The organism is Clostridium sp. AF17-21AC (genome assembly GCF_003461365.1).
Classification (GTDB): Bacteria; Bacillota; Clostridia; order Lachnospirales; family Lachnospiraceae; genus Coprococcus; species Coprococcus ammoniilyticus.
On record NZ_QTWY01000001.1, the window covers coordinates 282,072 to 304,430 of the forward strand.

General features: G+C 37.7%; 28 protein-coding genes. 26 read left to right on the top strand and 2 right to left on the bottom strand.

All coding sequences use genetic code 11. The annotated features are described in order from the left end of the window. Positions 1 to 55: 55 nt before the first annotated feature. On the bottom strand, positions 56 to 286 hold the full coding sequence (locus DWW85_RS01320) for a helix-turn-helix domain-containing protein (RefSeq protein WP_004843519.1): 231 nt from the start codon (positions 284 to 286) through the stop codon (positions 56 to 58). A gap of 171 nt (positions 287 to 457) precedes the next feature. On the opposite strand from DWW85_RS01320, the gene DWW85_RS01325 reads away from it, so the two are divergent. From DWW85_RS01325 to DWW85_RS01435, 22 genes are all read left to right on the top strand, one after another. Continuing rightward, positions 458 to 1,087 carry a helix-turn-helix transcriptional regulator gene (locus DWW85_RS01325; protein ID WP_055158601.1) on the top strand — a complete coding sequence of 210 codons (630 nt, stop codon included), beginning with the start codon at positions 458 to 460 and terminating at the stop codon, positions 1,085 to 1,087. An 86-nt stretch (positions 1,088 to 1,173) separates the two neighbouring features. Then, entirely contained in the window at positions 1,174 to 2,469 is a 1,296-nt protein-coding gene (locus DWW85_RS01330; RefSeq protein WP_015520149.1) for a tyrosine-type recombinase/integrase, read from the top strand. 244 nt (positions 2,470 to 2,713) lie between these two features. After that, on the top strand, positions 2,714 to 3,151 hold the full coding sequence (locus tag DWW85_RS01335) for a radical SAM mobile pair system MarR family transcriptional regulator (RefSeq protein ID WP_007884694.1): 438 nt from the start codon (positions 2,714 to 2,716) through the stop codon (positions 3,149 to 3,151). Next, a complete protein-coding gene (locus tag DWW85_RS01340; protein ID WP_117807246.1) occupies positions 3,148 to 3,837 on the top strand; it encodes a radical SAM mobile pair protein A in 690 nt (229 codons plus the stop codon). The genes DWW85_RS01335 and DWW85_RS01340 overlap by 4 nt, the downstream gene beginning before the upstream one ends. Next, a complete protein-coding gene (locus tag DWW85_RS01345) occupies positions 3,825 to 4,733 on the top strand; it encodes a radical SAM mobile pair protein B (protein ID WP_117807247.1) in 909 nt (302 codons plus the stop codon). Before DWW85_RS01340 ends, DWW85_RS01345 begins: the two co-directional genes overlap by 13 nt. A gap of 249 nt (positions 4,734 to 4,982) precedes the next feature. After that, positions 4,983 to 6,242, top strand: a complete 1,260-nt coding sequence (locus DWW85_RS01350) for an ATP-binding protein (RefSeq protein ID WP_117807248.1) — start codon at positions 4,983 to 4,985, stop codon at positions 6,240 to 6,242. Between the two features lie 73 nt (positions 6,243 to 6,315). Continuing rightward, entirely contained in the window at positions 6,316 to 7,002 is a 687-nt protein-coding gene (locus DWW85_RS01355) for a response regulator transcription factor (RefSeq protein WP_117807249.1), read from the top strand. Next, positions 6,990 to 7,847 (top strand): HAMP domain-containing sensor histidine kinase, encoded by an 858-nt coding sequence (locus tag DWW85_RS01360; RefSeq protein WP_117807250.1) that lies wholly within the window; start codon positions 6,990 to 6,992, stop codon positions 7,845 to 7,847. The genes DWW85_RS01355 and DWW85_RS01360 overlap by 13 nt, the downstream gene beginning before the upstream one ends. 126 nt (positions 7,848 to 7,973) lie before the next feature. Then, positions 7,974 to 8,660: an ABC transporter ATP-binding protein gene (locus DWW85_RS01365; RefSeq protein WP_021938872.1), complete on the top strand. Its 687-nt coding sequence runs from the start codon at positions 7,974 to 7,976 to the stop codon at positions 8,658 to 8,660. Next, positions 8,653 to 11,172 (top strand): ABC transporter permease, encoded by a 2,520-nt coding sequence (locus tag DWW85_RS01370; protein WP_181986472.1) that lies wholly within the window; start codon positions 8,653 to 8,655, stop codon positions 11,170 to 11,172. Before DWW85_RS01365 ends, DWW85_RS01370 begins: the two co-directional genes overlap by 8 nt. 263 nt (positions 11,173 to 11,435) lie before the next feature. Beyond that, a complete protein-coding gene (locus DWW85_RS01375) occupies positions 11,436 to 11,609 on the top strand; it encodes a hypothetical protein (RefSeq protein ID WP_181986473.1) in 174 nt (57 codons plus the stop codon). Further along, on the top strand, positions 11,606 to 12,742 hold the full coding sequence (locus DWW85_RS01380) for a hypothetical protein (protein ID WP_117807253.1): 1,137 nt from the start codon (positions 11,606 to 11,608) through the stop codon (positions 12,740 to 12,742). Before DWW85_RS01375 ends, DWW85_RS01380 begins: the two co-directional genes overlap by 4 nt. Positions 12,743 to 12,895: 153 nt before the next feature. Then, complete coding sequence (locus DWW85_RS01385; RefSeq protein ID WP_207660239.1) at positions 12,896 to 13,219, top strand: hypothetical protein; 324 nt, start codon at positions 12,896 to 12,898, stop codon at positions 13,217 to 13,219. Further along, positions 13,216 to 13,518, top strand: a complete 303-nt coding sequence (locus DWW85_RS01390; RefSeq protein ID WP_117807254.1) for a hypothetical protein — start codon at positions 13,216 to 13,218, stop codon at positions 13,516 to 13,518. The genes DWW85_RS01385 and DWW85_RS01390 overlap by 4 nt, the downstream gene beginning before the upstream one ends. Before the next feature lie 36 nt (positions 13,519 to 13,554). Then, complete coding sequence (locus tag DWW85_RS01395) at positions 13,555 to 14,103, top strand: hypothetical protein (protein WP_117807438.1); 549 nt, start codon at positions 13,555 to 13,557, stop codon at positions 14,101 to 14,103. A gap of 75 nt (positions 14,104 to 14,178) precedes the next feature. Then, positions 14,179 to 14,550, top strand: coding sequence for an SMI1/KNR4 family protein (locus tag DWW85_RS01400; protein WP_117807255.1), 372 nt, complete (start codon positions 14,179 to 14,181; stop codon positions 14,548 to 14,550). Positions 14,551 to 14,613: 63 nt separating this feature from the next. Next, positions 14,614 to 14,940: a hypothetical protein gene (locus DWW85_RS01405; protein WP_117807256.1), complete on the top strand. Its 327-nt coding sequence runs from the start codon at positions 14,614 to 14,616 to the stop codon at positions 14,938 to 14,940. 208 nt (positions 14,941 to 15,148) lie between these two features. Continuing rightward, positions 15,149 to 15,586, top strand: coding sequence for a hypothetical protein (locus tag DWW85_RS01415; protein WP_044945899.1), 438 nt, complete (start codon positions 15,149 to 15,151; stop codon positions 15,584 to 15,586). Positions 15,587 to 15,616: 30 nt separating this feature from the next. Next, complete coding sequence (locus DWW85_RS01420) at positions 15,617 to 16,120, top strand: isochorismatase family protein (protein ID WP_226800971.1); 504 nt, start codon at positions 15,617 to 15,619, stop codon at positions 16,118 to 16,120. A gap of 91 nt (positions 16,121 to 16,211) precedes the next feature. Next, on the top strand, positions 16,212 to 16,829 hold the full coding sequence (locus DWW85_RS01425) for a hypothetical protein (RefSeq protein ID WP_117807258.1): 618 nt from the start codon (positions 16,212 to 16,214) through the stop codon (positions 16,827 to 16,829). A 43-nt stretch (positions 16,830 to 16,872) separates the two neighbouring features. After that, entirely contained in the window at positions 16,873 to 17,391 is a 519-nt protein-coding gene (locus DWW85_RS01430) for a cysteine hydrolase family protein (RefSeq protein ID WP_117807259.1), read from the top strand. Positions 17,392 to 17,416: 25 nt separating this feature from the next. Beyond that, complete coding sequence (locus DWW85_RS01435) at positions 17,417 to 17,575, top strand: hypothetical protein (RefSeq protein ID WP_309295067.1); 159 nt, start codon at positions 17,417 to 17,419, stop codon at positions 17,573 to 17,575. Positions 17,576 to 17,584: 9 nt separating this feature from the next. On the opposite strand, the gene DWW85_RS01440 is transcribed toward DWW85_RS01435, so the two are convergent. Continuing rightward, positions 17,585 to 18,520, bottom strand: a complete 936-nt coding sequence (locus DWW85_RS01440; protein ID WP_117807260.1) for an AEC family transporter — start codon at positions 18,518 to 18,520, stop codon at positions 17,585 to 17,587. 276 nt (positions 18,521 to 18,796) lie between these two features. Between DWW85_RS01440 and DWW85_RS01445 the strand changes: the two genes are divergently transcribed. The 4 genes from DWW85_RS01445 to DWW85_RS01460 all read left to right on the top strand — a co-directional run bounded on the left by DWW85_RS01445 (position 18,797) and on the right by DWW85_RS01460 (position 22,288). After that, complete coding sequence (locus DWW85_RS01445) at positions 18,797 to 20,461, top strand: diguanylate cyclase (protein ID WP_242995974.1); 1,665 nt, start codon at positions 18,797 to 18,799, stop codon at positions 20,459 to 20,461. A gap of 351 nt (positions 20,462 to 20,812) precedes the next feature. Beyond that, positions 20,813 to 21,553, top strand: coding sequence for a YibE/F family protein (locus DWW85_RS01450; protein ID WP_117807262.1), 741 nt, complete (start codon positions 20,813 to 20,815; stop codon positions 21,551 to 21,553). Between the two features lie 113 nt (positions 21,554 to 21,666). Then, positions 21,667 to 21,963 carry a nucleotidyltransferase domain-containing protein gene (locus DWW85_RS01455; RefSeq protein ID WP_008401969.1) on the top strand — a complete coding sequence of 99 codons (297 nt, stop codon included), beginning with the start codon at positions 21,667 to 21,669 and terminating at the stop codon, positions 21,961 to 21,963. Next, positions 21,953 to 22,288: a HepT-like ribonuclease domain-containing protein gene (locus DWW85_RS01460; protein ID WP_181986474.1), complete on the top strand. Its 336-nt coding sequence runs from the start codon at positions 21,953 to 21,955 to the stop codon at positions 22,286 to 22,288. The genes DWW85_RS01455 and DWW85_RS01460 overlap by 11 nt, the downstream gene beginning before the upstream one ends. The last annotated feature ends 71 nt before the right edge of the window (positions 22,289 to 22,359 follow it).

Below are 22,359 nucleotides of genomic sequence, written 5' to 3' on the forward strand. Positions count from 1 at the left end.
ATATCATGGCTTCGGTCTGATAGAACCTTTGGCGGTTTCTTTGGAAGCCGCCTTTTTAATTTGCCGCAGTTCTTGTTACGGCTTTTACATTTCCTCTATCCCTCAAATCACGACCTTCATTCGCTTCCATAAACATTTCCAGAATATCGGTTTTAATCAGGACTTTACGACCAACCTTTAATACCGGAAGTTTCTTCCATTCTACAAGCTGTCTTAAGGTGTTTCTGCCGATTCCCGTATAGTCGGCAGCTTCTTCGATGGATAATGCAATTTTTCTTTGCGTCATATAATCACCTCCTTGTAAATTGCATTATGCAATTCTTGTGATGTAAGTATATCCCTTCCAAATCTTTTTGTCAAGCGTTACGAAATATTAAAAACAATTTTTATATTGCATATTGCAATTTTAGAGAAACAATGCTATAATTCATACATACCGAAAAAGGAGGCAGTCAGCATGAAAGATAAAGAACTACGCAAGCTGATAGGCAGCAGAATAAAACAGCGCCGTCTGGAATTGAATCTGACACAGCCTTATGTCGCAGAAAAGATGGGAGTTACCGCTTCTACAATCCTGCGTTATGAGAATGGTTCGATTGACAATACGAAAAAAATGGTGCTGGAAGGTCTTTCGGAAGCACTCCATGTATCTGTGGAATGGCTCAAAGGGGAAACAGACGAATATGAAACCGACATTACGGATAAGAGAGAGTTACAGATTCGTGATGCGATGGGAGATATTCTGGAACAGTTACCGCTTGCCCTTACCAAAGAAGAAGATGCTTTTTCAAAAGATTTATTACTGCTGATGTTAAAACAATATGGTCTGTTTTTGGATTCCTTCCAGTTCGCCTGCAAAAACTTCAAGGGGAATGATGGTCAGACGGATATTGCCAAAACAATAGGGTTTGAATCGAATGAGGAATATAATGAGATTATGTTCTTAAGGGAAATCACTCCTACCATCAATGCTCTTAATGAGATGGCAGACGTTGTAAGGCTCTATTCCAAGAAACCAAAAACAGCAGAACAAAGGCTTGCAAATCTTTTATCAGAAGTCTTATACGAAGATTCCGAATCGGTATAGTAAGACAACCGGAGTTATGATATACTTACACGCACGAAGCATTTCATCAGTTCCGATTGTCTAATATCGAAAGGAGACATACGATTATGGCAAAAGGATCTGTAAGAAAAAAAGGAAAGAAATGGTACTACCGCTTCTATGTAGAGGACGCAAGCGGCAATCTTGTTCAGAAAGAATGCGTTGGAACAGAAAGCAAAAGTGAAACTGAAAAACTGCTCCGTCAGGCAATGGATGATTATGAGAAAAAGAAATTTGTTGCCAAAGCGGAAAATCTCACAGTCGGACAACTTCTGGATGTGTGGGCAGAGGAGGAATTAAAAACAGGTACGCTCAGCAATGGTACGGTGGAGAATTACCTCGGAACAATCCGAAATATTAAGAAACATCCGCTGGCAGAACGGAAATTAAAAAATGTAACCTCTGAGCATTTGCAATCCTTCTTTGATTTGCTTTCCTTCGGGGGAGTTCATCCCGATGGAAAAGAGAGAAAGGGTTACAGCAAAGACTACATCCATTCTTTTTCCGCAGTCATGCAGCAATCATTCCGCTTTGCAGTATTTCCAAAACAGTATATTACGTTCAATCCTATGCAGTATATTAAACTGCGGTATCAGACGGACGAAGTTGATTTGTTTTCGGATGAGGACATGGACGGAAATATCCAACCAATTTCACGAAAAGATTATGAAAGACTGCTTGCGTATCTTCAAAAAAAGAACCCAGCCGCAATACTTCCAATCCAGATAGCCTATTATGCCGGGCTTCGTATTGGAGAAGCCTGCGGTTTGGCGTGGCAGGACGTAAATCTGGAAGAACAATGCCTTACCATAAGACGCAGCATCCGATATGATGGCTCAAAGCGCAAATATATCATCGGACCAACCAAGCGGAAAAAAGTGAGGATTGTTGATTTTGGAGATACGCTGGTAGAGATTTTCCGTAATGCCCGGAAAGAGCAGTTAAAGAATCGAATGCAGTACGGAGAACTTTATCACACGAACTACTACAAAGAGGTCAAAGAGAAAAACAGAGTGTACTACGAGTATTATTGCTTAGACAGAACAGAGGAAGTCCCGGCAGATTATAAAGAAATTTCTTTCGTCTGCTTAAGACCTGATGGCTGTCTGGAACTTCCGACTACTTTGGGAACGGTATGCAGAAAGGTAGCAAAAACATTAGAGGGATTTGAAGGCTTTCATTTCCACCAGTTACGTCACACCTATACAAGCAACCTTTTAGCAAATGGAGCTGCCCCAAAAGATGTGCAGGAATTGTTAGGACACTCAGATGTCAGTACCACAATGAACGTCTATGCTCACTCCACAAGAGATGCGAAACGAAAATCGGTTCGGCTTCTTGATAAAGTGGTAGGCAATGACTAAAAAATTTCCCTTATTTCCCTTGTGATTATCTCATAAGGGCAAAAATAAGGGAAACTACATATCATTTCACTAATGAACAGGCGGGAAAGCCTGTAAAATAGGGAAAGTTAGAGGAATAATTATATAAATTCCAGTTTGGAGAATTGAAAAAAATGGAATTTACCTATTAAGACATATAAACTGTTGACAATAAAGCTCCTATATAGTATGTTATTTTAATAAACTACTATATAGGAGCTTTTGTATGGAAATGAATGGAGGATTTCTTGTCACCAAAATAAAACAGCTTGGAGACCGGATTTTCGAGAAGATTCTCAGTGAAAAGAATATTGATGCGTTTAATGGAGCCCAGGGGCGTATTCTTTATGTACTGTGGCAGGAGGATGGTATCTCAATCAGGTCACTCTCGACTAAATGCGGATTAGCGATAACATCTCTTACTACGATGCTGGAAAGAATGGAAAATCAAGGGCTGATAAGCCGTGTTCAGTCTGAAACGGACAAAAGGAAAACACTCCTGTTTCTGACTGAGAAAGCACATGCCTTGAAGGGCGAGTACGATTCTGTATCTGATGAGATGGGCAGTATTTACTACAAAGGTTTTTCAGAGGAAGAAATTATCCGGTTTGAGGAATGCCTCGACCGCATCAGAAAGAATCTTGAGGAGTGGCAGAAGTCATGAGTATTTGTATCAAAGATCAGATTCAGAACATGAATATCGTCATTGGCTGCATAGTGGGGTGTACATATTGCTATGCCCGCAACAACGTGAAACGCTGGCATATGATTGATGACTTCGCTGACCCTGAATTCTTTCCAGGTAAGCTCAAGATGATGGAAAAGAAACGTCCGCAGAACTTTCTTCTTACCGGCATGAGCGATCTCTCCGGATGGAAGCCGGAATGGAGAGACAAGGTATTTGCAAAGATCCGTGAAAATCCACAGCATCAGTTCCTGTTCCTTACCAAGCGACCTGATTTGCTGGATTTTGATACCGATCTGGAAAATGCGTGGTTTGGCGTTACGGTGACGAGAAAAGCAGAACTGTGGCGTATCGACGCTCTTCGGAAAAACGTCAGAGCAAAACATTACCATGTTACCTTTGAGCCGTTATTCGATGATCCCGGCACAGTTGACCTTTCCGGAATCAATTGGATCGTTGTCGGCACCATGACCGGAGCTCAGAGCAGGAAGATTCATACGGAACCGGAATGGGCATGGTCTCTGGCGGACCAGGCACATAAGCTCGGCATTCCGGTGTTTATGAAGGAAGACCTTGTCCCTATCATAGGGGATGAAAATATGATTCAGGAAATGCCGGAAGAATTTAATAAAGTGTTAGAGGAACAGAAATCATGGAAGAAGTAATAAATGGAATCCTCATTCGTGAGGTGGAAACAAAGAACATCATGACTAAGTCTAGTCTGCCGGTAGGCGGTTACTCGGTCAATCCCTATGTAGGCTGTACACATGCCTGCAAGTATTGCTATGCTTCTTTTATGAAGCGCTTTACCGGGCACAAGGAGGAATGGGGCACTTTCCTTGATGTGAAGCATTGGCCGGAAATTAAAAATCCGAAGAAATATGCCGGACAGCGGGTGGTCATCGGTTCTGTGACAGATGGCTACAATCCACAAGAGGAGCAATTCGGGAATACCAGAAAACTTCTGGAGCAGCTGATCGGCAGTGACGCAGATATTCTGATCTGCACAAAGTCGGATCTTGTGGTACGGGATATTGATCTGTTGAAGAAGCTTGGACGTGTAACCGTTTCATGGTCGATCAACACACTAGATGAAAATTTCAAGAACGATATGGATTCTGCTTCGAGCATTGAGCACCGTATCGTTGCTATGAAGCAGGTATATGAGGCAGGTATCCGTACAGTCTGTTTCGTATCCCCGGTATTCCCCGGTATCACGGATTTTGAAGCAATCTTTGAGCGGGTAAAGAATCAGTGCGATCTGTTCTGGCTCGAAAATCTCAATCTTCGAGGCGGTTTCAAAAAGACAATTATGGATTATATCGCCGGAAAATATCCTGATCTTGTACCACTTTACGACGAGATCTATAACAAGCATAACCGCAGCTACTTTGAAGCACTTGAAGTAAAAGCTGAGAAAATGGCTAAGAAGTATGATTGTGCTTTTGTGGATAATGAAATGCCTTATGGCAGAGTCCCGCAGGGGCATCCGGTGATCGTAGATTATTTCTATCATGAGGAAATCCGTGGGACAGAGAATACCGGAAAAAGAAATCGCTAAATTCCAGTTTGATTGACTGATGATACACGGAAAATAGTATTAGAGCAGGTAACAGGCAGGTGGTCATATAACAGACGGCCTGCCGTTTTTGGTGTTTATATTATATATGAATACGGAAAGAATCTAGAAGATGTTTGGGTATATATTAACCAAAATATCTTTTAGACGATTGCATAGTATTATGTTGTTGGGTATAATAGAAGATATTTAGGGATACAATAACCGAAATATCTTTTGGGAGAAAATGTCATGGTAAAAGAAATTAAAAGAGATTACTATTTAGAACAACTTATAAATCGTGAAGGAAATGGTCTGATTAAAATTGTAACAGGAATAAGAAGATGTGGAAAATCATATTTATTGCGAACGCTGTTTAAAAATCATTTGCTTGAAAATGGAGTGGATGAAAAACACATCATTGAAATGGCGTTTGATTTATTCGATAATATAGAATATCGAGATCCGAAAATCTTTTACCCTTGGGCAAAGAAACAACTTCAAGATAATGAAAAATACTACTTTCTTTTAGATGAAGTGCAGTTACTGGATGAGTTTGTGAGTGTGCTTAACGGTTTAGCGGATAAGAAGAATTGCGATGTATTTGTAACGGGAAGTAATGCAAAGTTTTTATCCAGAGATATAGCTACTGAATTTGGCGGCAGAGGGGATGAGGTGCATATGTACCCTTTGAGCTTTTCGGAATTTATGAGTTGCTATGATGGAAATAAATATGATGGATGGAACGAATATATTACTTATGGCGGTATTCCGTTGGTGGTATTAGCTGAAACGGATGAGCAAAAAATGAATCTATTGGATAATCTGTTTCAGGAAACATATATCAGTGATATTGTAAAACGAAACAAAATCAGAAACGTTGGAGAAATGGAATCATTGCTTGATGTTTTGGCATCCGCAATTGGCGCGTTGACAAATCCTAACAAACTTCAGAAAACATTTAAAAGCGTAAACAATTCGAAAATTACAGCAACAACGATTACGAAATATATTGAATATTTGGAGGATGCTTTTTTAATTGAAGAGGCGAGCAGATATGATATTAAGGGAAAGTCCTATATCAGTACGCCAATGAAGTACTATTTTATGGATATGGGACTTAGAAATTCAAGAATTCATTACAGGCAAATGGAAGTGACACATTCTATGGAGAATGTAATTTACAATGAATTAAGAATGAGAGGCTTTCATGTGGATGTTGGCAATCTGACTGTTGTTGAAAAGGGGAAAGATGCAAAACTGGTAAAAAAGCAACTGGAAGTCGATTTTATCTGTAATAAGGGTTCTAAAAAATATTATATCCAGTCCGCGTATATGTTGGAGACCGAAGCAAAAATGGAACAAGAGATTCGTCCTTTTTTGAAAATAAATGATTCATTTAAGAAGATTGTAATTACATCTGATACGCCAAAACCATTTTATAATGATCAAGGTATTTTAATCATGAATGTGTATGAATTTTTATTAAATACAAATTCGTTAGAATTATAAATTACAGTTGTTGAGGGTTTAACGATATTTATAGGAAGATGTAATGGAAAGACAGAATTTAGGAGAGCCACCTATGACGAATGAAAAAAAGTGCATTTATATTATTGAAGATGATGCAACCATCAATCATGGTATAGAGCTTACTCTGGGAAATGAAAAATATGAATATCGGAAGTTTTATTCCTTAGGTGAGGTTGAAGACACAGAGCAGGCAGATCTTATCATTTTGGATATTAATTTACCGGATGGGAATGGATTTGACTTTCTAAAACAGTTAAGGAAGACTTCTGACGTACCGGTTTTGGTTGTGACTGCAAACGATACGGAATTGGATGAGGTGACAGGTCTTACCCTTGGAGCGGATGATTATGTGACAAAGCCATTTTCCCTGATGGCACTCAGGCTTCGGGTGAATAATCTTTTATCAAGGGCGTTAGCCGGGAAGCCTTGTGATGTTCCGAACCGATATGAAAAGCATGGGTTATTGTTTGATTTTGACAATCTGATATTCAAGAAAAATGATATGGAGATTGAATTAAGTAAGACGGAAATCCGACTGTTAAAGTATTTTACGGAGAATGAGGGAATTACCCTTTCCCGGGAAAAGCTGATTGATTATGTATGGCAGAATCAACAGTATGTGGATGAAAATGCCCTATCCGTCAGCGTGAAAAGATTAAGAGATAAAATAGAAGGCTCTGGAGAAAAGATAATCCATACGGTATATGGTATTGGTTATGTCTTTAAATGGGAAGAATGAAAATTAGAAGAAATGAATACGAGATTTTGAATCAAATGTTGGATGATGCAATTGCAGGTACCTTTGAGGAAAATTGCTTTGACGAAAGCGAGCTTTCAAAATTGCAGACAAAGTTTATGCGGTATCTGTCTACTGCATCCATGTCCGAGAAGAAGATTCAGGAAGAAAAAGACAATTTAAAGGAACTGATTACGAATATTTCCCATCAGACCAAAACACCTCTTACCAATATACTGATGTATTCGGAGCTTTTAACAGAGGTGGCAGCTACCGAGCAGGAGAAGGAATATGCCGGTGAGGTTTTTGCTCAGGGAAAGAAGTTAGAAAGCCTGATTGAAGCATTGGTAAAAATGTCCCGCCTTGAAACCGGTATTTTTCAATATCAGAAAAAGGAAACTGCATATCGGGAAATTATCCATAAGGCAGTGGAACAGGCACTTCCCAAAGCATCGGAAAAGAATATTTCCATTCTTGTAAGGGACGTGGGAAGGTACCGCTCCTATGTAGATGAAAAATGGGTAATTGAAGCAGTCTATAATATTCTGGATAATGGGATTAAATATTCCGGAGAGGGTACTACCGTTTATATTGAAGAATTCTCTTATGAGTTTTTTTCGGGTATCCGGATTACAGATCAAGGTATCGGTATATCAGAGGAAGAAATTCCTTTGTTGTTTGGAAGATTTTACAGAGGAAGGTCCGCACATGACAAAGAAGGAATTGGTGTTGGATTGTTTCTGGCACGGGAGATTGTAGAAAACAACGGAGGCTATATCAAGGTCACTTCACAAGTGGGAACGGGTTCGAGATTTGATGTCTGTTTTCCAAATATTTCAACATTGTAAGATTTGAGAAAGAATCTGGAAAGAAGGATAAGCTATGCTGGGTATGAAAAACAGATACCCGGCATTGTTTATTTTATGAGAAGCGTATTTCTCATAATTTGTGGGAATCGGAAAGGAAAAGGGAAAATGGAAATTTTAAGAACAGAGAATTTGAAAAAATATTACGACCAGAACATGGTCTGTGTAAAGGCACTGGATGGAGTGAGTCTTTCTGTGGAGCAAGGGGAATTTGTGGCAATTGTGGGAACCTCCGGAAGTGGAAAGTCGACCCTTTTGCATATGCTTGGAGGCTTAGACCGTCCTACCTCCGGAACCGTGCTGGTGGACGGAAAAAGGATATTCGATCTGGAAGATGGGGAGCTTACGATTTTCAGAAGAAGAAAAATCGGCTTTGTTTTTCAGGCATATAATCTTGTGCCGGTATTGAATGTATATGAAAATATTGTACTTCCCATACAGCTTGACGGAGGAGTTGTGGATACGGATTTTGTGGAACAGATAATTGATATATTAGGTCTTTCCGAAAAAATCAACAGCCTTCCAAACCAGCTTTCCGGCGGGCAGCAGCAAAGAGTTGCCATCGCAAGAGCACTGGCAACAAAACCATCCATCATTTTGGCAGATGAACCTACGGGAAATCTGGATTCAAAAACAAGTCAGGATGTGCTGGGGCTTTTGAAGGTGACAGGTCAGAAATTCAAACAGACCATCGTTATGATTACCCATAATGAGGAAATTGCCCAGATGGCTGATCGGATTATCCGGATTGAAGATGGACGGATTATATCGGGAGGGGGAGATACCAATGCGTAAGGTTGATAATCACCGCTGTATCATCAATATCAGTAAAAAAAGTATGTTGGCAAATAAAAAGAGAAATGGAATCCTGCTGGCTGCCATTATATTAACAACGGTAATGCTTACAACATTGTTTACGGTTGTAAACAGTCTGATAAAGTCATATGAGACTTCTACCTGTTATCAGGTCGGAACCAGTTCCCATGCAGGATTTAAATTTATGACACAGGAAGAATATGATGAACTGGCAACAGATAAAAAAATACACAACTTATCTTATAATGTTATTATTGGTAATCTGTTAAATGAAGAATTAAAAAAAGATTATACAGAGATTCGATATACCCAGGAATTGAATGCCAAACAAAGCTTTGCTTATCCGGAAATGGGAAGCCTTCCTGAGAAGTACAATGAGGTGGCAGTCTGTACAAATGTTTTGGATGATTTTGGTATTCCTCATGAATTAGGACAGATTCTTCATCTTAAAATTTCCAATGGTTTTGACACCTATGAAGGAGATTTTACGGTGTGCGGTATCTGGGAAAAACCGGCAGAAACCATAGCAAATCAGATTTTTGTGTCAAAGAAATTTCAAGAAAGCTTTGCTCCGGTCTGGAAAGACAGAGAGGATTATAACAAGTTTTTGAAACAAAATTCTTATGCCGGTGCCATGAATTCGGACTTTGATTTTCCTTCGACTTTTAATATATCCGCACAGATGGATGCCTTAAAGGAAAGACATGGGTTCGGTGATGAGATAAATGATGGTATTAACTGGGCATATACAACAAGCTCCATTGATGCGACTTCCGTGCTGATTGTTTTGATTTTGCTTACCTTGATCATGTTATCGGGATATTTGATCATTTATAATATTTTTCTGATTGCGGTAACGGCGGATATTCATTACTATGGTTTGCTTAAGACAATCGGTATGACGAATACACAGTTAAAAAAACTGGTGCTGAAGCAGGCAATGCTTTTAAGTGTGATTGCGATTCCCGTTGGTATGATTTTGGGATATGTGCTTTCTCATATTGTCCTGCCGTTGATTGCTGAGAATATAACATCTGAGGCATGTAAGGTTTATTCCAATCCTTTTGTATTCCTGTCATGTGCTGTTTTTGCATGGGTTACAGTCCGAATCAGTTGTGCAAAACCATGCAGGATTATCAAAAAAATATCTCCGGTAGAAGCGGTGGAGTTTAATGACTGTCAGGTAGAAAAATTGTCTCAAAGGAAAAAGGCAAAGAAGGTAAATCCGTTTTCTATGGCATGGGAGAACTTGAAAAGAAATAAGAAGAGATCTACGGCGGTAATTCTTTCCATGGTTCTTAGTATTTTAATGATAAATGTAACGGTATCCATTGTGTCCTGTTTTGATGAGGATAAATATATTTCTACTTTTGCAGGCAGTGATATTTCAGTGGCTGATGCAACCTTGTATAATTCCCATTCTTTGGAAACGGTATTGGATGGCGTGACTTTTCAGGATATGGAGGCACTGGAGAAAATGGATGGTATTACGGAATGTGGAGCCATTTATATGTCTGAGATACAGCAGAAGGTGGATGGTACTTCATGGGAGCGGTTGAAAAGGATTTATGAGGAACATAATGACTGGTTTGTGAGTGAGCAGGATCAAAAAAACTGGTTTGATTCCCTCGTCTATGACCAAAAACAAATTGATGCTCATCTGTATGGTGTGGATAAGATGATTTTTGATGCTATGGAATTGGACACAGAGGTAGTGGACTGGGATACATTTTGTTCCGGTGATTACGCAATTGTTTCTTCCATGACAGAGGGAAGGCGCAATGATTCCGGGTTTGCACTTTATCAGGTGGGAGAAAAAATACCGGTAGAATTGCCAAGTGGTAAGGTAAAAGAGTATGAAGTAATTGCTATTGGGGATGTACCATACTCTATGGGGCCAAAGCACAGTCACGGAATGGATGTCTATGTAACGATTTCTTCAGAGGAATACCGGAAGGTTGTTCCGGACTCAAAAGGAGCAATGCAGCTGTTGATGAATCTGGATAAGGAACATCTGCAGGAGGCAGAAAGCTATGTGGAACAATATTGTGAGACAGTAAATGAGGATTTGGATTATCAATCCAGAGATGTGTATTTGAAGGAATTTAAGAATACCGTGCGGATGTTTTTAATTGTAGGAAGTGCTCTTAGTGCAATTCTTGCTTTGATTGGTATTATGAATTTTATAAATCTTACTTATACATCCATTCATGAACGAAATCAGGAGCTTAAGGTGTTATGGTCTGTTGGAATGACAAAAAATCAGATAGCATCCATGCTTTCCTTTGAAGGAATATTGAGAATGTGTCTGGCATTTGTATTTGTGCTTTCCGTAGGACAGCTTTTAAATTATTTGATTGTATATGCCATTGCAGGAGGTACCATAATGTTCACCTATCATTATGTTGTATGGCCGATGTTTGCCTGCATACCGGTATTCCTGTTGATTGCGGCAAGTGTTCCAAGATTGATGACAGGGAAAATAGTTTAATTGTAAATCGTGCCAACGGTTACTTGACAGTAACCAAAACGGAACTCTTACTTTATTGCAGTAGAAACTTATGGTATAATTTTTTTATTGGAATGGGGACAAAATAATGATAAAGGCGTATTGATACCGGAACATGTATTGGGAAAAGTATGAATGCCGGGGGGTTACATGAAGACAAAAATAAAGTAATTAAGTTACGATAAAGTGATGGGTTTACCGGAACGGATACACCATAAGCCGGTAAGAAAATTGTGTTAATTGCTTTGATAAATAGTAAGACTTTCGATTCGTTTACGGATGACTTATATGAAGAAATATCAAAAAGTCTGGCAGAGGAATTTTCCGAAGCTTATGTCGGAATGGAAAAGGATGCAAGACGTTTGGTGAACAGAGTATTTGAAGGGGCTACAGAATTGGTGGAGGTATTGCCAAAATGATGGGTAAAGTATTTGCCTTGTTCTTGCTTTTGATAGGGGTGCTGTCGGGTTGCAGCTTCCCTTCAGAGCAGGAATATGAGGAAAACGTCAGCTTAAAAATTGTGAAGTCCGGAGTAAAAATAGAAGAAGTCCGCTTTGACGAGGATTTAGGAATTGACGGTAAGCAGATTTATAAATTTACGATTCCGATTGAGATTACAGGGACTTTTCAGCACGACTGTACCATACCTGTGTATTACTATTTTGATATGGAGAAAAATGTATCAGAACTTGATAAAGAGGCATCTGCCTGGGCAACAGAAGGACAGTTTAAAGAGGTGTTTAAGGGAAAATTGAAAATTGAGAGGGGTACTACAGGTGTGGTATATTACGAGGGGGAAACAGACGACGCCTTGATGGATTCTGACAGTACATCATACGAACAGGCATGGGTGGCATTTCGATATGATGATGGCTTTATCTCAGATAATTATGCAGGAATTTATAATCCATTTTTTGACAAAGAAAAATATTTATACTTTCATGGTGAACAGAGTGCCGTTGATGAAGTAAGGGATATAATACCACAGCAAACAGATGGAAATGTGCATGTTGATGAAGACAGCGTAAAAGTGGAAAAAACATATATTGGAGAAGAATCGGGAAATCCCCAGCATTATACAGTGAGTGTAACCATCCGGAATGATTCGGATAATCCGGTGGAAACGGAGAATTTATGGGTTGGCTGTGATTACGATATGGCAAGCCCCTTTAACTCACATAACTGTTATGAAGCGTTAGGAGAGGCTTTGACATTTATGAAGGGCGTTGGAGAACCCCTTGGATATACTGTGCAACAGAAAAGTATTACGAAAGATGATGACAGTATTCAAGTGGAATTTGATATGTATAACCGTTATGCAGGATATAGTGACAGCCTGATGGGAAATGACTTAGACTGGTATCAGTGTTTTTGGATAGCTATTTGTCTGGAAGATGATAATCAGAATGATAATTATGTGATGGTGCCGAATCCGTATTATAATGAAGAACATTATAGTGATGAAGATTTTTGGCGGGAACATGATGTGAACGACATCTATCGTTATGATACAGTGAGTGCCTGGAATGCTTTATTTGAAGAAAATGAGTAGAACAACAGATGAGGGGTGTTATCGGGTTGCAGTTCCCTATAAAGTAAGGAGAGATTGACATGTTCAGAGAAATGAGAAGATTTAAGCAGCAGATAACAACAGAAGAATGTAAAAAGGTGTTGAAGGAGGAGAAGAGGGCATAAGGTTGATGCAATGAACCGATGCGATAAGGTTTGCTTGACTGTCTGGAATCAGGGATTCAAAAAAGAAGGTCATTGGGAATGGAATCCGACAAGCGTTGTTGTGTTTGGAAAGGTGAAGCCGGTAACAGAAAATAATATCTTTGAGGATCGATTGAGAAAGCTAGCAGCAAAATATTATCCAACTACAGATGAGATTGAGGAAGAAATGGAACGTTCTGCATTACGGACACAGTTGTTTGCCATAAAAATCGAACACATGACGGGCAAACTCGTCAACAAAAATAACATTCAGGCAACTTCCAGTTTATCTTTTGTTTGGAGGTGTTTATTTTGAACAATGTAATCAAAAAAATATGCTTGGTAATACTAGGGCTTCTGCAAGGAACGCTTGGTAGTTACTTAGCATTACTTGGGTGGGCGTTTGCTTTTCCTGAAACTTCTCCCGGCACAAAAGATTATGTAGAGGATATGTCTTTTGTACCATTTGGATATTTTATTATGTTCGCATGGTTAGCTATAATGATAACCGCAATGATTCTGCTTCGAAAAAATAAGGCAAATTTTCTATCTTTTATATTACCTTGGTTCATGGGATTAGTTGCATGTTTGGTAGCAGTGTTTGTAATACTTTGATTTTAACGACTATGAAATCGGAATTTGGAGGGAAAAATTATGAAACTCGATAATTTTGTTGATATGATGACGGGACACTTTAATAACAAAGAGCAGTTTGATAAGATGAAGACAGAAGGAAAAATATATCCTTATGCAGAACACATTAATACAATCTGTAATGGAAAAATTTTGAACCTTCCTAAAGATTTTAATGGTAAATTTGTTGTTGAAGAAAGCTACTATGAGATAAATGGGAAACGCAATGCTTCCCCACATCTTTTCCTTATTACAGAGATAGAGGATGAAATTGTATTGTATTCTTATGAAATACCTAAAGGAGAAGATAAGAGTACATTTTCATATAGTTCTATGAAAAATGTTGATTACACCGAATTGAAAAAATCCGAAAAGTTTACCCCAGCAATCTACCATGAAAAGGATGAAATCTGGGAAGGAGGCAGTACAAGCCAGTTCTCTCCGGTAATGACATTTAAGCTTTGGGAAAAGTTTTCTGACAGTTGCCTGGAAGTATCTGAAAGCATGGAAGTTAATGGAAAGAAAACTTTTGGATATGACGAGCCAATTATTTATAAGCGAGTATAACTTAATAGTGGAATATGGCGATAAATTCCAGTTTTTGAAACTGAGAAATCGGAATTTAGCGACGAGGTGAATAATATGGAAAAATGGGGAATGTTTGAATTTAATTCGCCTTATTTTGGGGAAATTATAGAGAAAATAAATGACGTGGTATTGCCAAACGATTACATAGAATTGATGAAAAAACATAATGGTGGTGAAGGCGATATTGGTGAAACCTGGCTTATATTATATCCGTTGGAAGAATTGCAAGAAATAAATGATGATTATGAAATTGAAGAAATTTTGCCGGGTCACATTATTATTGGCTCAAATGGTGGTGAACTTTATGGAATTGATAATAAGGGAAACTACTTTAATGTACCAGTGCCAATAGATGAAGATGATGTTGCTTTGCTTGGAACGGAGATAGAATTACTTCCAGATAAAATTAATGCACTATGGGAGTAGATTCTGTTGTTGGTTATATGACGAACAGATCATAAGCTTTGAAGTTGTAGAGAGGATTAAATTATGGGATTACTTGATAAATTTAAAAGAGTTGAAAAGAAAGCGGATAATAGAAAATTTCCGTTTGAAGATAGTCCTGACACTGCCTGCATTACCTGCTACCATGTGTTGGAGGGGTATAAGCCTATATTATACGTTTCTCACGATGAGGACGGGTATTGGCAGTTTTTATGCGGCGAAAACCATAAGGAAGAAGATGCGAGAGTGGTTTCCTTAGGTGAAATTTTAAGCATAGATGAATCGATGAGGGATTTAGCAGTGTTAGATTACGGTCAATATGCAACCTCAGAAAGTGTTGAAGGTAATTGGACGGTAAAATATAAAAATTAGTAAATACCTAAGTTCGTCCAAATAATTTTACCGGGCAAAATGTAACGGAGGGTTACTATTATCTGTTATAAGTGTTATTTTTGTGATAGTAGGAATTATAATAGTTGATAATAAAGATAATTGATATTGAAGACAGATTTCCAGTTGAAAGAGTAAATAAACTGTTGAATGACAGAGAATAAACTTTGAATTTGAAGGTGAGAACATGATGGAGTGGATAAACATTTTTGGGGCAGTATTTATAGCAGTAATCATGGTACCCAATATTATTTTTACATTAAAGTATAAAGATGGTTTTGAAAATAAGTGGAATAATAAAGGTGTTGAAGTTGTAGAACAGATAGGAAGATTTGGGTGTTTCGGATTTATGGTTGTCAATATTCCTGGAACCTGGTTCGGTTGGTGGTCTGATGAAGCTTTTGCGATATATTTAATAGCAAATGTCGTTTTAATTATACTTTATTGTGTGATATGGATTATTTGTTTTAGAAATAATACGATTTTTAAAGCATTGACATTATCTATTATTCCATCCGTAATTTTCATCTTCAGTGGAATTATGAGCAGGTCTGTATTATTGATTGTAGCATCGCTATTATTTGCACCTGCACATATATTGATTTCATATAAAAATGCAAAGTATTAGATGAATTTGAAGATGACGGAGGGAAAGAAAGTGAAAAAAGCATTGTTGGTAATTGATATGCAGAATGTATGTGTTGGAAAAAATCACGCTACATACTTTAAATATGATAATGAAATTCTGATTCAAACTGTAAACGAAGTTATTGACGCAAATGAAAGTAATGTGGTTGTTTATATCAAAAATATCATGAAGAAAAATTTAATAAATAAGCTTGCACCATTTAAGGCTTATGAAGGAACTGAAGAAGTGGAATTAGTTAGCAATCTTCATGTTATATCTGATTATGTTTTCATAAAATATGAGGGAAACGCATTTAGCAATCCTAAACTTAATGAGTTCTTAAAAGCACATAAGATTAAATGTGTGGAAATCGTAGGAGTTGATGGTGGTGGGTGCGTAGCATTGACTGCGTTAGGGGCCATAAAAGAAGGCTATAGTGTAATACTTAATGAATCAGCTATCGGAACAATGTTTAATAAGAATAAAGAAAAATATTTTAAAAAGCTTCGAGAAGCAGATGCAAAAATTATTTAGATAAATATAAGGCACTCAAAACTTTCAGTCATGCGGAGAGATTGAAAGCAACAGAAACTTTGAAGTTTCACATGGGTTATTAGGAGAAAAAATGGAAAATATTTTAAGTGTTGAAGAAACGAAAACAAGATTAATATGTGAGTTGTCAACAGTAACTGGCTTTAAGTATTTAAAAAGTGGTATTTTGAAGAAAACAGTAAAAGACATTGTGTTTGAAATAAACTTTTTCTCGTTAAAATGGAATGCATCTGGGCAGAGTATTGAAGTAAATGCCGATTTGAGGATTATTTATAAAAAATACGGAAAATTACCAGTTGACAATGTAATAGCATCTATGAGTTATAATCCCAAAGATGGGTATTGGTATGATATATCAACGGAAAGTAAATTGCTTGAAACGAAGAATATATTAGAAAAAAGATTTCGAGATACTGCAATGGATTTGGTAAAAAGATTTGATGAAGATTATAATGCAGCTATACGATATCTTTTCTTTGAAGGGTTTGAAAAATATAATGTGTATCTTGACTTTGTGGCAGATAATTTAGGTCAGGAAATAATTAAAGATAAAGCACAACAAATATATGAGGGTTTATCTGACGAATGTAAAGAACAGGTTATTCAATATCAAAATGGGGCAAGGAATAAATCATGGATGTTAAATAGATGTAATTTAAAATATATTGTGGATAATAACTTGTTCCACTAAGAAGAAAGTAAAATCGCAATTTTTATGTATAAAGGAGAAATGAATGAAACTACTTGTGATAGATATACAAAAAGGAATAACAGATAGTAGACTTTTTAATTTTGATGAATTTATTGAAAATACTACAAGAATTATACAAGCAGCTAGAGATAATCAAATAGAGGTTATCTATTTTCAACATGATGATGGACCAGGAACGGGGTTTTCAATCGGTGATGAAGACTTCGAAATTGCAGAACAAGTGATTCCCAAGGAAGGGGAAAAGATATTTATAAAAAATATCAATAGTTGTTTTGGAAATAAAGATTTTACAGATTATGTTAAAGATGATAATACATTAGTGATAGTGGGACTACAGACAAACTTCTGTATAGATGCAACTGTGAAATCTGCTTTTGAAAGAGGATATAAAGTAATTGTTCCACAAGGGGCAAATTCAACATTTGATAACGACTATATGTCTGGAGAAGAAACCTATAAATATTACAATGATATGATGTGGCCAAAGAGATTTGCTACATGTGTATCTGTTGATGACGCAATTAAATTGATGGAAAGTTAAATCGGAATTTGGAGAGGTATTGTTTATGAAGATTGAATATAGAAAAGCAGATATTACGGATGCAGAATTGCTAATAGATATTTATAATTTTGCATTTTATAGTGATTATATTAAATATGGTGAATGTCCGGCGTATGGAAAGACTAAAGAGATGATGGTCGGGGCGTGGTTAATTGGTTTTTGAGCAACTCCATTATATCACAAGCCGTGAAAACAATATGACAGCCAAAGGCATGGTTATGATACAGAACAAGGTAGTAAATACATTTAAAAGACCGGAGTATGCAGCATCTTTGTTATATACCTGAGCCATCTGGGTGATTGTTGAAGCGGATGGTGTGATGGAGGCAAGAAATACTATGAGGAGTAAAGTTCTTCCTTCTGGAATAAGGGCATATACATGACTTACATACATTATAAGCAGTAAAACAGCAGGCCAGATGACGAGCCTGATGGCAGAGAAAATGTATAGTTTTGCATTTTTCAGGCTGTCGCGGATCGGCGAATCAGCCATCAGCATGCCAGTTACTAACATGCTGAGAGGTGCAAGCATATTTCCTATGTCTTTTACCGGTGTGAGTATGACAGATGGCAGTTTTATCTGACAGAAAAAGAGTAGGAGTCCGGCTATTATGGCTATTACATTTATATTGGTTATTATCTTTTTCCATTCCATATGTGGCTTTTCGGCGAGCATGGTGCTGCAGTGTGTCCAGAGAAATATCAGCTGTACAGACATAAATGCACATGAATACAGTACATAGTCGGTACCCAGCATAGCATTTACAAGTGGGATTATCATATTTCCCGAGTTGGAATACATGACAGTGGCACATTCAACTGTATTCCAGTGCCAGAGTTTCCTTCCGATATTTATAAAAATCAATAGAAGAATATGTATAATGGTTGCAAGAACAGCGGAAAATAATAGTCCCTGCAGTTTTTCTTTTGTAAAGCCAATTTCAAATGAATTTATTATGGCGCAGGGCATCACCAGATATACTACAATGATAGACAGGATCCTGCTGTCAGAAGCATTTAATATATGTTTGTTGACAAGAATAAAACCAAGCAGGATCATAATAAAAAAGTTAACAAGTTTTCCGAGCAAAATTATACTTATCTGCATATTGATTACCTCTTTTCGCTCCTGTATTATAATCCCATTTTACAAAAAAAGGAATATACCACAATGGGTGGCTTGTCAAAAATAAAAGAATGCGATAGAATATGTGCAATTTACAGGAATTTGTTTAGTTGGATTTAGAACAAGGAGAGATGACAAGCTATGCATTCACAGAAAATCCATAACAAAAAACTCATATTGCCGGTTCTCATTTTCCTGGCAGGTTGTCTGGCCTTGGCAGCAGTTTTATATCATTCATACAGAACAAATTTAAAACATATGCGGGCTGTCACAGAACTTAATGCCACAACCTATGCAGAACGGTTGCAGAATGATATGAACCGTGGCGTTGCGATTACAGATACACTTGAGGAAATAGTACTCAGTGAAAATGGAAAAATTGATAATTTTCAAAAAGTTGCAGGAAATCTGATGACAGATTTTGTTCAGAGCATACAGATTGCACCTAATGGTGTTGTTACAGATATATATCCGGAGGCGGGAAATGAAGCGGGAAAGATAGATTTGATCCACGATGAAAGTCGTGGAGAGATATGCCGTTACGGGAGAGATAAAAATATAGTTACTATGCAGGGCCCGTTTGACTTAAAACAAGGAGGCCGGGGCATTGCAATCAGAAATCCCGTATATCTGGAGTGCCCGGATGGAACCTCTGCGTTCTGGGGATTCACTATTGTAATTATCCGTATTCCGGAGGTATTTGAGAAATCGGTTCAGTCACTTACCCAATTTGGTTATGATTACTGTCTGACAAAGACAGTTTCTCCTTTGTCGGATGATACAGAGGTGGTATCGGCATCAGGTAATATTTTGAAGGAGCCGATTACATTTGAGTTTGAATTTTGTGGCAGCACATTTGGCTTAGAGGTAATGCCAACTGATGGTTGGAACCACGGATGGAACATACTTCCGCAGCTCGTTTTTGGAATTTGTATTATTTTGCTTTTAACGGGATTAACGGTGATCGTTCTTGTGGTTGAGAGACATCGTGAGATATTAAAAAAAATGGCGATAACAGATCCGTTAACCGGTCTTTTGAACCGCAAAGGTTTTGATGAGCAGCTTGAAAAGGTGATACAGGACGGTCATTGTATTCATTGTGTGGGCGCACAGATGGATATTGATGATTTTAAATTTATAAATGACATGTATGGACACGTCGTTGGTGATACCGCACTGAAAAGTCTTGCACAGGACATGAAAGATAATTTTGGTGTAAATGCCATTCTATGCAGAAATGGCGGCGATGAGTTTTCTGTTATCTTGATCGGAACAACAGAGGAAGAGGCAAAGAGTATAATAGAGAGTTTTACCCTTAAGCCAAGGTATATAACATATAATGGTGAAGAGCATCCTTTTTATATTTCTCTTGGGTACGCAGAATATCCGAAGGACTGTGACGATGTTTTGGAGCTTATCAGATGCGCAGATATGGCACTTTATGCGGTAAAACTACATGGGAAGCATAGTTGCAGTCCTTATCGCAGTGATTATAAGATACAGCACAGAAGTCAGCTTGGGTTTGCACTTCAGGATGTGTCAAAAAATCTTCCGGGAGCTTTCCTGATATATATAGCTGATCCGGAGGATGATCGTATTTTATTTGCAAATCGTGAATTGATTGAGTTTGCAGGCTGCAAGGATTTCGATGATTTTCTGGATTATACCGGGCAGCGATTCAGGAATCTTATTCACCCGGATGAACGGGATTCTGTGGAGACCAGTATCTGGAAACAGATTGATGCAAAGACCAGTGGAAATAATGATTATGTAAGATTCCATTTTGCAAAAAAAGATGGATCCTACCGCCCTGTTCTTGATCATGGAAGAATTGTAGAAAGCCGTTACTATGGAAATGTGTTCTATGTTCTTATCATGGACTGTGCTTTGATTGAATCTTTTTATGATGGCTTTTCCAGATAGAGTAAGTCATCAGCAGAAACAGTTATTGGAGAACTGATTTTCTCATGAAGATACAGGTATATCCTATGTGATATATGAGATATAGAAAACAATACAATATAAAAATAATTATCAGGCAGGCAGTCTTATAACGAGACTGCCTGTTTTTTCGTGAATTTTACAAAAGAGATATACAACCCTTGCAATCTTTACGGAAGTGTGATAGCAGGCACATGCGGTCATATCTATAATAAATACAGAAATGAAGTGAGATTACCTCAAGGAGCAGGTGAGTCCGCTTCATATGTATAAGGAGCAGCTTTTCTTCTGGCGGCAGGTTCATTTGACTGGGATCGGATCAACAGCTATACAATGTACAATAACGACAGCAGGACATTCGTAAGAGGGCGGGGAGTATCTGTCGATAATGAACGGCTGGAGACAGATCCATATGATCATTCCAGATATCTTGGGGAACAGGAGCTTACAGTTCTGATTCTGGAAGGAGATCAGAAAGGCGACAAAGTATCGATTGATAATTATTTGTCGCAGACACATAACATCTATGTAAACGCGAATCAGAAAATAATCGTATGTGCAGATATGCCGGAGGAAGCAGCTCCCTACTACACAGTATTCAATTATGACAGGTGCCTGCCACTTGGCATCCTTGTGGTGGTATTTGCTGCGGTAATGTTGTTTGTGGGGAAAGGAAAAGGCTTACGGGCATTAGCCGGTGTCGTTTTTACACTTCTTCTGGTAGTACTGTTTATGATTCAGGCGATCTACCACGGATTTCCTCCTGTGATTGTCTCAATCCTGACCATATTAACAGGAACAGCAGTCAGCCTGTTGTTGTTAAATGGCTGCAGCAGACGGACGGCTGTATCCGCACTTGCTACTGTACTTGGAGTTGCAGTAACAGGAATTATTTTTTACATAAGTTCAAAAACCTTACATCTTACAGGATTTAACAGTGACAATGCGGAAGAACTACTGGTCATTCAGGGAGCGACAGGACTTTCGGTTCGATCACTTCTGATCGCAGGCGTTCTGGTATCTTCCCTTGGAGCTGGCTGTGTGTTCGCAAAGAGCAGAAAGAATAAACAGTAAGTGTCAGTCATACAGAAAAATATAAGAATCCCGTTTGGTGTATGCTAGGCGGGATTCTTGTGGTATAATAAACATAAAATTACTTGCTTGCATATTTTGAGAGGGAGGTATGTATGATGTGTTATACAATTGAAGAAATCAAAGATAAAACAATACCAATTGCAAAAAAACATGGCATATCTCGTATGTGTTTGTTTGGTTCTTATGCAAGAGGAGAAGCAAATGATGACAGTGATGTAGATCTTTATGTGGATAAAGGAAAGATGACGAGTTTAATAAAGTACATGGCGTTCGTGTATGATTTAGAAGATGAATTACAGTGTCATGTTGATGTCGTTACGACGGGTATAAAAGACAAGATATTTTTAGACAATATTCAAAATGAGGGGGTGGTTCTTTATGAAGAATAATGATGTAGAGATTCTTAAGAAAATAATTGGATATTGCGATGATATAGAACTGCTGAAAGAAAAATATAATTGTAGTTTTGAAAGTTATGAAAATGATATTTCATTTCAATATTCGTGTAATATGTGTATTATTCAAATAGGTGAACTTGTAGGAAGATTATCGGATGAGTTTATTGAAAAGTATAATGCAATACCATGGCATGCAATTAAAGGTATGAGAAATTTACATGCACATGATTATGAAAATGTAGATTTAGAGATTGTGTGGAATACATTAGTTGAAGATATACCATATTTAAAAGAACAGATTAATAAAATCATTTAATATTGTAAGAATGAATCAAATAAAATATGAAAAAAGACTGTTGTTTGAATAATTCAAACAGCAGTTTTTTG